Origin of the sequence: Oceanisphaera pacifica, from assembly GCF_017498065.1 — a bacterium.
Taxonomy (GTDB): Bacteria; Pseudomonadota; Gammaproteobacteria; order Enterobacterales; family Aeromonadaceae; genus Oceanimonas; species Oceanimonas pacifica.
The window spans coordinates 73971-88221 of record NZ_JAGDFX010000013.1; the positions used below are offsets into that span (position 1 = coordinate 73971).

A 14251-nucleotide genomic window follows, 5' to 3' on the forward strand; every position below is an offset into this window, starting at 1 on the left:
GACAATTTTTAATTTTGGTGCCGACGTGGAACTACAGCCTTTTATTCAAAGTTACTGGTCTTTACTGCCTCCGATACTTGCCATTCTATTGGCCATTACTACCCGCCGAGTCTTATTATCTTTAGGGCTAGGGATTCTACTTGCTGTTTTGTTGCTGCAACAATTTAATCCTTTTGCCGCTGTTTTTCATCTTGGTCACCAAGTTACAGAGCTTTTTTGGGCTGATAACACAATTAATGAGTGGAATGTAAATATTTTGTTATTTCTCCTCTTGCTTGGTTGTATTATCAGTATGCTAAGTCGAGTAGGAGCCACCTTGGCCTTTGCTGAATGGGCACAGAGCAGGATTAAAAATCGGCGCCAAGCAAAGGTGATGACTGGGCTGTTAGTGTTTTTATTTTTTATTGACGATTACTTTCATAGCTTATCGGTGGGTACTATTTGCCGACCGGTTACCGACCGCTTTAACATTTCCCGTGCCAAGCTTGCCTATCTACTTGACTCAACAGCAGCACCGGTTTGTGTACTTATGCCCATCTCTTCGTGGGGGGCGTATATTATTGCTTTAATCGGTGGGATTTTGGCCAGTCACAGCTTAACAGGACAGAGTGCGTTAGGCGCCTTTATGTTAATGGGGAGCATGAACTTTTATGCTATTTTTACCCTGTTAATGGTGCTGTTTGTGATTAAAGGTGGCTGGGATTTAGGCGCCATGGCACGCCATGAGCAACAGGCGCTGCAAGGGCAGCTGTTTGACGAAAGTAAAGGCGCACCGCCTGGAGTGAGCGATACCAGCGACCAGTTAGGGCGCATGAGTGAGCTACTGCTGGCAATAGGCACGCTTACCTTGGTAACTGTGCTGGCATTGCTATTAACGGGCGCACAGGCGCTAGATAATGCTCAAACTCCCTTTAGTGTATTAGCCGCGCTAGAAAATACCGACGTGGGCCGCTCTTTAGTATTGGGAGGTGTTGCAGGCTTGCTGGTTTGTATTTATGCCATGGTAAGGCAGGGCGTCAGCCTGTCAGCCTGGATGCAGACAGTATTAGTGGGTGTAAAAGGCATGCTACCGGCTATTTATATCTTGTTGTTTGCTTGGACGTTAGCCGGTTTAATTGGTGAATTAAAAACGGGTCAGTATCTGGCTTCTTTGGTGCAGCAAAACATTCCATTGTTTATGCTACCGGCCATTTTGTTTTTATTAGCTGGTGTGATGGCATTTGCAACGGGCACCAGCTGGGGCACGTTCGGTATTATGCTGCCGATAGCCGCCGATATGACAGTGGCGATTGATGCCCAGCTGTTATTGCCGGGTATGTCTGCGGTAATGGCAGGGGCAGTATTTGGCGATCATTGTTCGCCCATTTCTGATACGACCATTTTGTCGTCTACCGGTGCTTCTTGTCACCATATTGACCATGTGATCACACAATTACCTTATGCGTTATCCATTGCTGTGGTCAGTATTATTGGCTATTTAGCGCTAGGTTATACAGCGTCAGTTGCTATGGGGTTGGCTGCGGCTACAGGTGGGTTTATCGTCGTGTTAGCAGTATGGCGCATTATACAAATATCAGGCCATAAAAATAAGGTGAAAGTTTAAGCTCACATTATGCTTGAGAGGCGTTTACATGGGGTTCTTGCGAGAACCCCATTATACGAAAATTAAGTATTATGCCTATTAGCGAGTCTGTTACTCCACTGTATGGCTTCTTCATAAAACTGACTACTGTCATGCTGGTTTAAATTAGCAAACTTTAACCGTTGCTCTAGAGTAAACCAGTTAGCCTGTTCTTGATCTTGCATCATACCCATTAAAAAACCTAATTGTCCCTTTTGCTCTAGCAGTGCTTGCTGTACCGGTTCAGTCACCGATAAATGTGGCAATATATCGGCAATGGGTCTTTCTAATAAGGCATCTAGTAGTGAGAATAGCCCGCAAATAAATGCATCATCTTGCAAATGAGGGCACACTTTCTCGGCTAATAGCTCACACCATTTTGCTCGGATCATCGATAGTCGATATAGTTCAATGTTTTTATTTTTGCTGATATAAGCTGTCATCATTAAGGCGGTAAAACGCCTCAGCTGTTGATGTCCTAAAAAAACAATGGCATTGCGTAAATTATCGATGCTTTTTTGCTTATAACCACTATGCAAGCTATTAACATGGCGCAACAGGTAGTAAGACAGTGATAAATCTCGGCTAAAGAGTTCGGCTAGTTTATCGTAGTCAAGCTCTGGCTCATTTACCGCAGCTAAAAGTTCAAAGCCGGTCATTTCATCTGTGGTTAGAATTCGTCGACTAATCACCTGCGGCTGTTGAAAGTAATAGCCCTGAAAAAGATCAAACCCTACCGCCTTGGCATCAGTATATTCTTGCTGAGTTTCTACTTTTTCGGCAATAAATTGAATATGTGAGTAACGCCGATACGTTTTGATAAAAGCGGCACATTGAGCTATTGAAAACTGACGCAAATCCAACTTAATAAAGTCGATATAAGGAAAAAACTTCTCCCATTCTTGATGAGGCACATGATCATCTAGGGCTGTTTTAAAGCCTGAGCGTTTTAGAAACTTAATGCTGTCTAATAATGCATCATCAGGGGTCGCATCTTCTAAGATCTCAATTACTAACTGCTGCTGTGCAAAGCTGTCTTGCATGCCTTCTCGAAGCAGTGAGTCAGGGAAATTAACAAAGCACAGTGCTTGCCCCACTAAATCTTCAATTTTTTGGCTCAAAAATTGTTCGGCCATTAAGCGGCGCGTAGCAACCTCAGCACCCACCTCAGGAAAACGATTTTCTAGGCTAGTACGAAATAGCAGTTCATAGCCAAAGGGGTTACCTCGACCATCTAAAATAGCTTGTCTAGCTACAAAACAGCGCATAATGATCCCAACAAAAACAATAACGTGGCAAATATACAGCATTGTCTTTCGATAAACAAAGCAAACAAAAAAGCGCCCAATAGGGCGCTTAAATAAGTGTAAATGAAAGTAGTTAAGGTTAAAAAGCGTAGTTCATTTGTAAACCCAATAAGTAAGCATCACCGCCAGATTCAAATTCATAATCCATAGCTGGGTTTATCGCGCTTTCTTCTACCACAGAAACTTTCTCACCGTCTAAAAAGGCAAAGGCGGCATCAAAGCTTAAGTTTTGGTTATAAGTATAAGTGGCGCCCAAGGTATACCAAGTGCGGTCTACATCAGGAATAGAGATAGAGCGCGCATCTTCGGGTACTGGCGATTGGTCATAGGCAATACCGCCACGTAGCGTCCATTGATCGTTAAGCTGGTGGGTGGCACCGGCACTAATGCGCCAGCTATTATCAAAGCCCTCGTCTTTTTGAAATAGCTCTACGCCTTGGGGGCTGACAGCTTTTAGCTCTTTAAAGCTACTCCACTCTGTCCACATAATGCCGTAATGCAGGGCCCAATCAGACTGTATTTGGTGAAAGCCTGAAGCTTCTGCAATTGCGGGTAGTGTTAAATCTACGCTGCCTGGGGATTTAATGCCTCTTAAAGTACTAGAAAAATCCCCTTCTAATGTTAAGTCGACCTCAGAACGATAGGTTAAGGCCCAGCGGTTATTATCATTAGCTTCTAGTAATAAGCCTAAGTTCCAGCCATAACCCCAATCATCCCCTTTTAAGTTCACTGCTTCTGTTGTCGGAGAAGACATTGGAATGCCAGCAGATGATATACCGGTATGGCGAATAATTTCAGCATCGGCATACACGGCGTTAAAGCCGGCACCAATAGAAATATGCTCATTGGCTTTAAAGGCAATGCTGGGGTTAAGGTTAATGGTTTCTAAAGAAGTACCACCGGCAACATCCCCTGCATAATGATTATTTTGATAGCTAGTGGATAACCCATAGTTAGTAAAGGCGCCAAAGCCGGCAGTCCACTGTTCATTTAGGGGTTGCACATAATAAAAGAAGGGCACCACGGCACTGTCGCCAATATCTTCTGAATGAGTAGGCAAGCCTGCAGCTTGACCCACTTGAGCTGTCGGCCCTTTACCTTCTACATCAATGTCGGGATTAACATGCACGGCACCCACCGACATGGCAGAACTATCAAATAAGGTCATGGCTGCGGGGTTTCGACCCAATACAGAGGCGTTGTCACCAATTGCGCCTTCACCCGAGTAGGCCCGTCCTAGACCGGTAGCGTTTTGCTCTGCTAGCTGAAACGCCGCCGAGTGAACTTGACCTGCCGCTAAAGCAATGGATGCGGCAAGTAAGGATAACTTCAATGTTTTTTGGCTCATGAAAGACTCTCTCATCAGTTTAGTGTTGGTGGTGCGCCATACAGCTGCGCATGAATAAATGATGAAATCTTACTCACAGGCAGCATATTTAAATGTTACATAAAAGTAAAACGCTTGTTTAACTAAACAAGCGTTTTAATTCGTAGTGTGAGCAAGATCAAATATTAGAGCTCAGACTCCATTCTTCTAAAACCTAATACCACTTCTTTACTTGGTGGAGTACCTAAACGGCTAATCACGATGCAGGCTAGGGTACAAATCACAAAACCTGGTACGATTTCGTAAAGATCGAAAATGCCAAAAGGGCCACCAGAGAGCTGTTTCCAGCCTATAACAGTCAGTGCCCCCAGTACGATGCCGCTTAAGGCGCCGTTGCGCGTAAGACGAGACCAGGAGAGTGCAATAATAATCACAGGACCAAAAGCACCGCCAAAGCCTGCCCATGCATAGCTAACTAAGTCTAATACCGACGACTCAGGGTTAAGGGCAATCACCATAGAGCAAATTGCCACCAACACCACCGCAAAGCGGCCTACCCAGACTAACTCATTTTCGGGAGCATGAGGGCGCAACCAGCGTTTATAAAAGTCTTCAGTAATGGCCGAAGAACAAACTAACAGCTGTGAGTCGATAGTGCTCATAATGGCCGACATAATAGCGGCAATCAGTAAGCCCGCCACCCAAGGGTTAAACACCGCATTAGCGAGCGCTAAAAATACGGTCTCAGAATTTTCTAGTGGCGCATCCGCAAAGTATACCGCCCCTGCTAAACCCACACCTACTGAGCCAATTAGCGACAAAATCATCCAGCTCATGGCAATACGACGCGATAGCGGCACTGACTTAGGAGAGTCAATAGCCATAAAGCGCGCCAATATATGGGGTTGACCAAAATAGCCAAGCCCCCAGGCCAGCAAACTTAAACCGCTGATCAGTGAGAAATCATGGAAGAAATCCAGCTTGTCCGCGCTCATATTATCTAGCGTCGCTAGGGTTTCGTTTATGCCGCCAAGTTCATTCATTACCACCCAAGGCACCACAATTAATGCTAATAGCATTAAAATACCTTGAAAAAAGTCGGTCCAAGAGACGGCTAAAAAACCACCGGCAAAGGTATATAGCATGATCACGCCACCACCAATTAATAGGGCGGTCAAATAGGGCAGGGCAAATACCTTTTCAAATAAGATGGCACCGGCCACCAAACCTGAAGCGGTATAAAAGGCAAAAAACACCAAAATGGTGAATGCCGAAATCACGCGAATTAAGCCTGATCGATCAGCCAGTCGATTTTCTAGAAAGTCGGGTAGGGTTAAAGAGTCGTTTGCCTGCTCGGTATAGACACGCAAGCGTTTAGCAACAAACAACCAGTTAAGCCAAGCACCTATTACTAAGCCAATGCCAATCCAAGCCTGACTAATACCATAAAGGTAAACGGCGCCAGGCAAGCCCAGCAATAGCCAACCACTCATGTCTGAGGCGCCCACACTAAGTGCAGCCACCCCAGGGCCTAAGCGGCGGCCACCTAGGATATAGTCACTTAACGAGCTAGTGGCTCTATAAGCAATGACACCAATTAACATGGTAATAATAAGATAACCAACAAAGGTGATTAATATGGGGAGTTCGATGGTCATAGCGTTTCCTGTTGTGTCGAACAGCGCGTTCGCTTCCATGGAGTAAAAGTAAGATAAGAGCCAATCAGCTCGATAGTAAATCGAGGCGAATCTTACCGCATAAAATCGAATAACTCTCGATAACTCTAACCATATGACTTAACTGCATAATAAGCGAACAATTGAGAAGAAAGAATGACCAAATAAGCACTATAAATGATGGGTTTTAGTCATTTATTAGTACTGGCGCACAAAAAAACGGCGCAATCACTCAGGCTTTATAACGTGGAATGCTGTTTGCTTTTAACTGACAGCTGACAGCTGACAGCTGACGGCTTACCGCTTACCAAGCGGCTATGTTTGATCCTTGTTAATTATTTGCTAGGATGTTGCGAGGTCAGACCTCTTGTGTCTGTGTGGCTGGTTAATGCCCATTTGCCAAGTGCGACTCATACCTTATAAAGGAGTATACATGTTGCCAACTAATCCACTAACAACGGCCAAGGGCGATCGCATCGCCATTGTGTCGGGACTCAGAACCCCCTTTGCTCGCCAATCGAGTGCATTTCGCGGTATTCCTGCCCTAGAGCTTGGCACTATTGTGGTTAACGAATTGCTGGCGCGCACGCCCATGGCGGCCGATGAGGTGCAGCAACTGGTGTTTGGTCAAGTGGTGCAAATGCCCAAAGCGCCTAATATTGCTCGAGAAATAGTTTTGGCCAGTTCACTGCCCGTACACACAGATGCATACAGTGTGACGCGCGCCTGTGCCACCAGTTTTCAAGCCGTGTCTAGCTTGGCAGAGTCAATGTTAGCAGGGCAGGTAGAGGTGGGCATTGCCGGCGGCGCAGACTCGTCATCTGTTTTGCCAATAGGGGTATCAAAGCGCTTAGCCGAAGCATTATTAGATTTAAGTAAGGCTAAAACGTGGCGCACCAAGTTGGCTATTTTGCGTCGATTACGACCTAAAGACTTCGCCCCTGTGCCTCCTGCAGTCGCCGAATATTCAACCGGGCTGACTATGGGGCAGACGGCGGAGCAAATGGCTAAAAGCCATGGCATTAGTCGACAAGCGCAAGATGAGCTGGCGCATCGCTCTCATCAATTAGCCAGCGAGGCATGGCAACAAGAGCGCTTAAGCGAACAAGTGATGGCCACTTATACGCCGCCTTTTAAGGCCGCCTTTGAGCAAGACAATAATATTCGCACCGAGTCAAATCTTGCTGATTACAGCAAGCTAAAACCGGCCTTTGATAAGCGCCACGGCACAGTGACCGCCGCCACCAGTACCCCACTAACCGATGGCGCAGCGGCAATACTTATGATGACCGAAAGCCGCGCCAAAGCATTAGGGCTACAACCGCTGGGCTATTTACGCAGTTATGCCTATGCCGCCATTGATGTAGCAGAAGACATGCTGCTGGGGCCGACTTATGCCACACCGCTGGCACTCGATAAAGCTGGGTGCACGCTGGCAGACATGGATTTAATTGATATGCATGAAGCGTTTGCAGCGCAAACCTTGGCCAATATTAAGCTATTTGCCAGTACCGAGTTTGCCAAGCAAAAACTCAATCGCGAGCAGGCGATAGGGGAAATTGATATGAAGAAATTTAATGTGTTAGGCGGATCACTGGCTTATGGCCATCCGTTTGCGGCGACGGGAGCACGCATGATCACCCAAACCCTGACCGAGCTTAATCGCCGTGGTGGCGGCTTGGCGCTCACCACCGCCTGTGCGGCAGGTGGGTTAGGAGTGGCCATGGTATTGGAGGGGGCACAATAATGAAAGATGTCATACAAAGCACGCCAACTGAGCAGCCACAGGGCTCTGCATTTAGGCTAGATGAGCAAGATGGAATTGGCATTATTACCATGGACGTGCCGGGTGAGCGCATGAATACGCTGCGCGACAGTTTTGTGGAAGAAATTAACAGCTTGCTGGCCGATATTAAGGCCAACAAAGCCTTAACCGGTTTAGTGGTATGTTCAGGCAAGCCTGACTCATTTATTGCCGGCGCCGATGTAAATATGCTGGCGGCCTGCACCCGTGCCGAGCAAGCCGAAGCCTTATCTAAAGCGGGGCAAGATATCTTTAATCAGCTCGGTGAGCTTGAACTGCCCTTAATTGCTGCTATTCATGGCCCTTGTTTAGGTGGCGGGCTTGAATTAGCCATGGCGTGTCATGGCCGAGTGTGCAGTGATGATGCAAAAACTCGCCTAGGTTTACCCGAGGTGCAATTAGGGTTAATTCCGGGCTCTGGTGGTACCCAGCGCTTACCCAAGCTGGTGGGCTTAACTAAGTCGCTAGATATGATGTTAACCGGTAAGCAACTGCGGGCCAAGCAAGCGCTAAAAGCCGGTTTGGTTGACGATATGGTGCCCGCCAGTATTTTGCTGGATACCGCCGTGGCCATGGCGCGCAAGGGCAAACCAAGCTCGTCTGCGAAACGCGCTTTAAGTACTCGGGCATTAGAAGACAACCCACTGGGCAGAAAGTTAGTATTTGATAAAGCGCTGAGTACGGTGACCGCCAAAACACGGGGTAATTACCCTGCGCCGAAAAAATTACTGGATGTGGTTAAAGTGGGATTTGAACAGGGTATAAAGCAAGGGCTGGCGGCCGAAGCCCGAGCCTTTGGCGAGCTGGTGATGAGCCCAGAGTCGGGCGCCTTACGTCAGCTGTTTTTTGCCACCACCGAAATGAAAAAAGAAACCCAGTGGCAAGGCGCAAGCCCGGCAACCTTAGAGCATATTGGGGTATTAGGGGGCGGCTTAATGGGCGGCGGTATTGCCTTTGTTAGTGCCACTAAAGCTCAACTGCCGGTGCGCATAAAAGATATTTCCCATAAAGGTATTAACCAAGCCATGGCCAATGCTCACGGCTTGCTGGCCACAAAAGTGCGCAAACGCCACTTGCGTGACACTGAAATGAAGCAACAGCTAAGCCGCATTACCGGCACCCTCAATTACAGCGGCTTTGAACGGGTAGATATGGTGGTTGAGGCGGTATTTGAAGATATAGAAGTGAAGCGAAATATGGTGGCCGAAGTTGAAGCCCATTGTCCTTCGCATACGGTGTTTGCCACTAATACCTCCTCGTTACCCATTCACCAAATTGCCGAGGGCGCGGCACGGCCAGAGCAGATACTCGGCCTACATTATTTTAGCCCGGTAGATAAAATGCCGTTGGCAGAAATCATTCCTCATGCTGATACTAGCGCCACAGCGGTGGCGAGTGCGCTTAAATTGGCACGAGCACAGGGTAAAACCCCGATTGTGGTAAAAGACAGCGCCGGTTTTTATGTTAACCGTATTTTAGCGCCGTATCTTAATGAGGCAGCACGACTCTTACTTGAAGGCGAGCCGATAGAGGTGATTGATAACGCCTTGGTGGATTATGGTTTTCCGGTCGGCCCCATGACTTTGCTGGATGAAGTAGGCATTGATGTGGCGGCGAAAATCTCGCCTATTTTAACGCAAGAATTAGGTGAGCGTTTTAAAGCCCCCGATGTCTTTTCTACCTTATTGGATGATGATCGCCATGGTAAGAAAAATGGCCGCGGCTTTTATCGCTACAATGAGAAAAAGCGCAGTAACAAAGCCAAACCCGTGGATGAAAGCCTTTATAAACTGCTAAATATTAAGGCACAAAGCCAGCTGCCTGCTCAGGATTTAGCCGAGCGCTGTGTATTACTGATGTTAAACGAAGCGGCCATTGCCCTTGATGAGGGAGTGGTAAACTCTGCGCGAGACGGAGATGTAGGCGCAGTATTTGGCATTGGCTTTCCGCCCTTTGCCGGTGGCCCTTTCTTTTATATGCACCAGTTAGGCATACCCACTGTGATTGACAAAATGCAAGAGTACAGTCGCAAATACGGCGAGCGCTTCGCACCCTGCGAGCCGCTACGTCGTTTAGCAGAAGCAGGAAAAAGCTATTATTAATATTTCAGCGCCAAGCGAAAAGAAAGCCGTACCTTTAACGCTGTATGCCTTGCATTAAAGAAAAGCCCCGGTTTGGGTTATTTGTACAGCGCCGAGTTTAAGACTCGGCGCTGTAGGTTAATTTTTAGCTGGGCGCTCAGCATTTTACTTTTCATTTCCCCCTTGAAATTTTACCTGTCATCCCCATCTTTTAGTTAATGGTTAAACTGAGTAAAGGAACAGAGTAATGTCAGAAGCTGTACATACTGAAACCCACGGTTTTCAAACCGAAGTTAAACAACTGCTGAATTTAATGGCGCACAGCCTGTATTCAAACAAAGAAGTTTTTTTACGCGAATTGGTATCTAACGCTGCCGATGCCGCGGATAAGTTACGCTTTAAAGCTCTGTCTAACAGTGAGCTCTATGAAAATGAGGGTGACTTACGGGTTCGCCTTATTTTAGATGCTGAGAATAAAACGCTAACCATTTCTGATAATGGTATTGGCATGACCCGAGATGAAGTAGTCGAGCACTTAGGTACTATTGCTAAGTCAGGAACTAAATCTTTCTTTGGTGAGCTAACGGGCGATCAAGCCAAAGACTCGCAGTTAATCGGTCAGTTTGGTGTGGGCTTTTACTCGGCCTTTATTGTAGCCGACAAAGTTACCGTATTAAGCCGTGCGGCAGGTCAGCCTGCTGATCAAGGTGTGCAGTGGGAGTCTGACGGCGATGGCAGCTTTACCGTAGCCGAAATTAATAAGCCAGGTCGCGGTACCGACATTATTTTGCACCTGCGCGACAGTGAACAAGAGTTTTTAGATGACTGGCGCTTGCGCAGCATTATCGGCAAATACTCAGATCACATTAGTGTGGCCGTTGAAATGTGGAAGCAGGGCGAACCTGAGCAAACCGATGAAGACGGTAATGTAACAGCCGAGGCAACCGAAGGCGAGTGGGAGCAAGTGAACAAAGCCACCGCCCTGTGGACACGCGCTAAAGGTGATATTAGTGATGAAGAATATCAAGAGTTCTATAAGCATATTTCTCATGATTATCAAGACGCATTAACCTGGAGCCATAACAAGGTAGAAGGCAATCAAGAGTACACTAGCCTCTTGTATGTGCCGGCCAAAGCCCCGTTTGATATGTATAACCGCGAGCAAAGCCACGGTTTAAAACTGTATGTACAGCGCGTATTTGTGATGGATGACGCCGAACAGTTTATGCCAACATACTTACGTTTTGTGAAAGGTGTGCTCGACTCAAACGATCTGCCGCTGAACGTATCGCGTGAAATTCTGCAAGACAATAAAATTACCAGCCAGCTGCGCAAAGCCTGCAGCAAGCGTGTGTTGTCTATGCTAGATAAAATGGCAAAAAATGACGACGAGCAATACCTCGGCTTTTGGAACGAGTTTGGTAATGTACTAAAAGAGGGCCCTGCTGAAGATTATGGTAATCGTGAGCAAATTGCCGGTCTATTGCGTTTTGCCAGTACCCATAATGACAGCGATGCACAAACGGTGTCGTTAGAAAACTATCTTGAGCGTATGAAAGAAGGCCAAGATAAAATTTACTACATTACCGCCGACAGCTATGCCGCGGCTAACCACAGCCCGCACCTTGAAATTTTCCGCAAGAAGGGCATTGAAGTCTTGCTGATGTGGGAGCGTGTTGACGAATGGCTAATGAGCCACCTGAATGAGTTTAAAGACAAGCAATTTGTGTCGGTCACTAAAGGTGAGCTGGATTTAGGCGAGCTGGACGACGAAGAAACCAAAAAAGCACAAGAAGAAGCCAATGAAGCCCTGGCTCCTTTATTAGAGCGTGTTAAAACGGCATTAAGCGACGACGTAAAAGAAGTGCGTTTAACCCACCGTTTAACCAATACGCCCTCTTGTGTGGTGGCCGATGAGCACGATATGAGCACGCAGATGATTAAACTGATGCGCTCAGCAGGTCAACCTGTGCCAGAGCAAAAGTATATTCTAGAGCTGAACCCTGAGCATACACTGGTGAAAAAGCTCGATACCTTGGCTGAAGGCGATGACTTTAATGAGTGGTCTCAGTTGTTATTAGAGCAAGCCCAATTAGCCGAGCAAGGTGGCCTAAAAGACCCTGCCGCTTTTGTTGCTCGTATGAACCGCTTATTGTTGAACTAATCAACACTTAAGTTAGTGGATAAGCTAAAACAACCCGGCCCAGTGCCGGGTTGTTTGTTTTTGCTGCTTGTCCCCATGGCGGTGTCGTGACACAATTAAGCTCAAATTATCAATATATTAATCAAGAAAAGAGGACGCTGTTATGCGCATCGTTTTGTTGGGAGCTCCCGGCGCGGGCAAAGGAACGCAAGCTCAGTTTATTATGGAGAAGTTCGGGATACCACAAATCTCCACGGGTGACATGCTGCGAGCGGCCATTAAAGCCGGCACTCCGCTTGGTTTGCAGGCCAAAGAAGTCATGGATCAAGGGCAGCTGGTGTCTGATGATCTGATCATTGGCTTAGTCAAAGAGCGCATTAGCCAAGATGATTGTGTTAATGGTTTTTTACTTGATGGCTTTCCACGCACCATTCCTCAAGCCGATGCCATGAAAGATGCCGGTGTTCATGTGGATTATGTATTGGAATTTGCCGTACCCGACGAAGAAATTGTTAAGCGTATGAGCGGGCGTCGTGTGCACCCTGGCTCGGGTCGTACCTATCACCTTATTTATAACCCACCGAAAGTGGAAGGCAAAGATGATGTGACCGGTGAAGACTTAGCTATTCGTGCCGATGATGAAGAAAGCACAGTGCGTAAGCGTTTAGGTATTTACCACGAGCAAACTGCCCCCTTAATCAACTACTACCAAGCCGCTGCTGCACAGAGTGCGACTGAGCATCATAAAGTTGATGGCACGCAATCGGTAGAAGTAATCAGCCAGCAACTGGCAGACATCTTGTCTTAATATGCCTGTAGCAGCGAGCGCCAACTAGGTGCTCGCTGCTTACTCTTATCTCTATCCCCGCTTCTCGCTTCTATCTTGTGTTATACCCATTCTAAACCAAGGCTATACGTCTAACGCTGACCGCCTTACGCTAAAGGTAAAATCGGTTTTGTTTGTTCGTACCGCGGTCAGCGTAAAGCGTATGGCCGTCTGTAAAGTGGATTGCCGCGTCGTTGCACTCCTCGCAATGACGGCAAATAGCAGCTATCAGCGGTAAGCTTTCAGCTGTCAGTTTGCTCCAATGAATTGGACCTTACAAAAGGTGGTCAGTTTGTCTTTGACTGATCGCTGACAGCTTTTAGTTCATGGATTGCCGCGTCGTTGCACTCCTCGCAATGACCAAAGGGTGCACTTACTTGAGTAGGTATGAGTTAATCTGAGGCTCGGGTTAATTCACCCCGCAAGTTTTGTCCCATACGTTCGCGCACCTGTTGCGGTGATAAGCCTTTGCTAAGCAAATAATGCAGTTTGGTGAGTGCGGCTTCTGGTGTCATATCAAATCCTGAAATAACGCCAGTGGCAGCTAACGCTTGGCCAGGCGCATACCCTTCCATATTCACACTGCCACGCTGGCATTGTGTTAAGTTAACAATCACCACGCCCCGTGCTGAGGCATTCGCCAGTACGCTTAATAAGTCGGGAGTTTGTGGCGCATTACCGACCCCATAGGATGAAATTAATAATGCCTTTATGGGTTGCTGCAACAAATGAGCAATCACGCTTAAGCTAATGCCCGGGTACAAGGTGATCATACCAATGGGCTGGGGAATAATGGGGCTAACCATGAGTGGTTTGCCGCTAGGGCGGCCGAGTTTGCCTGCATAAACCCGAATATCAATACCGGCATTTAATAGCGGCGGAAAGTTAGGTGAGTCGAAGGCTTCAAAACCATCGGCATGCTCTTTGCTGGCGCGATTTCCCCGATAGAGGCGATTGTGAAAAAATAAACTCACCTCATTGATAGGGTAATGCGCTGCCACATAGAGAGCATTTAATAGGTTAGGGCGGCCATCAGATCTGAGCTCGGTGAGTGGAATTTGCGAGCCAGTAATAATGACCGGCTTGTCTAAGTCCTCTAACATAAACGATAAGGCCGAGGCGGTAAACGCCATGGTATCGGTGCCGTGCAATACTACAAAGCCGTCATAATGGGCGTAATTGGCCTGAATATCATTGGCAATACGCTGCCAGTCGGCGGGGGTCATATTGGCCGAGTCGATTAAAGGGCTATATTCATTAAGATGAAAATCCGGCATCTCGGGATCATGAAACTCAGGCATATTGGCTAAGCGTTTACCGACAAAGCCGGCTACAGGCACATAGCCGTTATCTGATTTTTGCATACCAATAGTCCCGCCGGTATAGGCGATATATATTTTCTTTTTCGTCATTCATCTTGCCTCAATATTGGGCCCGCGGACTGATACTTTTTCACCTAAGGCCCA

9 protein-coding genes are annotated in these 14251 nt (G+C 47.1%); 5 read left to right on the plus strand and 4 right to left on the minus strand.

The window, feature by feature from the left end; all coding sequences use genetic code 11:
* Positions 1 to 25 precede the first annotated feature (25 nt).
* Positions 26 to 1603 carry a Na+/H+ antiporter NhaC family protein gene (locus J3U76_RS11530; RefSeq protein WP_208006121.1) on the plus strand — a complete coding sequence of 526 codons (1578 nt, stop codon included), beginning with the start codon at positions 26 to 28 and terminating at the stop codon, positions 1601 to 1603.
* A 62-nt stretch (positions 1604 to 1665) separates the two neighbouring features.
* Here J3U76_RS11530 and J3U76_RS11535 read toward each other — a convergent pair whose 3' ends face one another.
* The 3 genes from J3U76_RS11535 to putP form a co-directional block, all read right to left on the minus strand.
* Positions 1666 to 2889, minus strand: coding sequence for an EAL and HDOD domain-containing protein (locus tag J3U76_RS11535; protein ID WP_208006122.1), 1224 nt, complete (start codon positions 2887 to 2889; stop codon positions 1666 to 1668).
* A gap of 118 nt (positions 2890 to 3007) precedes the next feature.
* Entirely contained in the window at positions 3008 to 4276 is a 1269-nt protein-coding gene (locus tag J3U76_RS11540; protein WP_208006123.1) for an outer membrane protein transport protein, read from the minus strand.
* Between the two features lie 164 nt (positions 4277 to 4440).
* Positions 4441 to 5913 (minus strand): sodium/proline symporter PutP, encoded by a 1473-nt coding sequence (putP, locus tag J3U76_RS11545; RefSeq protein WP_208006124.1) that lies wholly within the window; start codon positions 5911 to 5913, stop codon positions 4441 to 4443.
* Positions 5914 to 6364: 451 nt separating this feature from the next.
* Here putP and fadI point away from each other — a divergent pair, with 451 nt between their 5' ends.
* The 4 genes from fadI to adk all read left to right on the plus strand — a co-directional run bounded on the left by fadI (position 6365) and on the right by adk (position 12767).
* Positions 6365 to 7678, plus strand: coding sequence for an acetyl-CoA C-acyltransferase FadI (fadI, locus tag J3U76_RS11550; RefSeq protein ID WP_208006125.1), 1314 nt, complete (start codon positions 6365 to 6367; stop codon positions 7676 to 7678).
* Entirely contained in the window at positions 7678 to 9837 is a 2160-nt protein-coding gene (gene fadJ, locus J3U76_RS11555) for a fatty acid oxidation complex subunit alpha FadJ (protein WP_208006126.1), read from the plus strand. The genes fadI and fadJ overlap by 1 nt, the downstream gene beginning before the upstream one ends.
* Before the next feature lie 226 nt (positions 9838 to 10063).
* Positions 10064 to 11980, plus strand: coding sequence for a molecular chaperone HtpG (gene htpG / locus J3U76_RS11560; protein ID WP_208006127.1), 1917 nt, complete (start codon positions 10064 to 10066; stop codon positions 11978 to 11980).
* A 142-nt stretch (positions 11981 to 12122) separates the two neighbouring features.
* Positions 12123 to 12767, plus strand: a complete 645-nt coding sequence (gene adk, locus J3U76_RS11565) for an adenylate kinase (RefSeq protein ID WP_208006128.1) — start codon at positions 12123 to 12125, stop codon at positions 12765 to 12767.
* A gap of 410 nt (positions 12768 to 13177) precedes the next feature.
* Here the strand turns inward: adk and ansA are convergent, their stop codons facing one another.
* A complete protein-coding gene (gene ansA, locus J3U76_RS11570; protein ID WP_208006129.1) occupies positions 13178 to 14197 on the minus strand; it encodes an asparaginase in 1020 nt (339 codons plus the stop codon).
* Between the last annotated feature and the right edge of the window lie 54 nt (positions 14198 to 14251).

Coding starts and splice junctions, on each gene's coding strand:
- J3U76_RS11535 (WP_208006122.1), bottom strand. CDS start 2,889: ATGCGCTGTTTTGTAGCTAGACAAGCTATTTTAGATGGTCGAGGTAAC.
- J3U76_RS11540 (WP_208006123.1), bottom strand. CDS start 4,276: ATGAGCCAAAAAACATTGAAGTTATCCTTACTTGCCGCATCCATTGCT.
- putP (WP_208006124.1), bottom strand. CDS start 5,913: ATGACCATCGAACTCCCCATATTAATCACCTTTGTTGGTTATCTTATT.
- fadI (WP_208006125.1), top strand. CDS start 6,365: ATGTTGCCAACTAATCCACTAACAACGGCCAAGGGCGATCGCATCGCC.
- fadJ (WP_208006126.1), top strand. CDS start 7,678: ATGAAAGATGTCATACAAAGCACGCCAACTGAGCAGCCACAGGGCTCT.
- htpG (WP_208006127.1), top strand. CDS start 10,064: ATGTCAGAAGCTGTACATACTGAAACCCACGGTTTTCAAACCGAAGTT.
- adk (WP_208006128.1), top strand. CDS start 12,123: ATGCGCATCGTTTTGTTGGGAGCTCCCGGCGCGGGCAAAGGAACGCAA.
- ansA (WP_208006129.1), bottom strand. CDS start 14,197: ATGACGAAAAAGAAAATATATATCGCCTATACCGGCGGGACTATTGGT.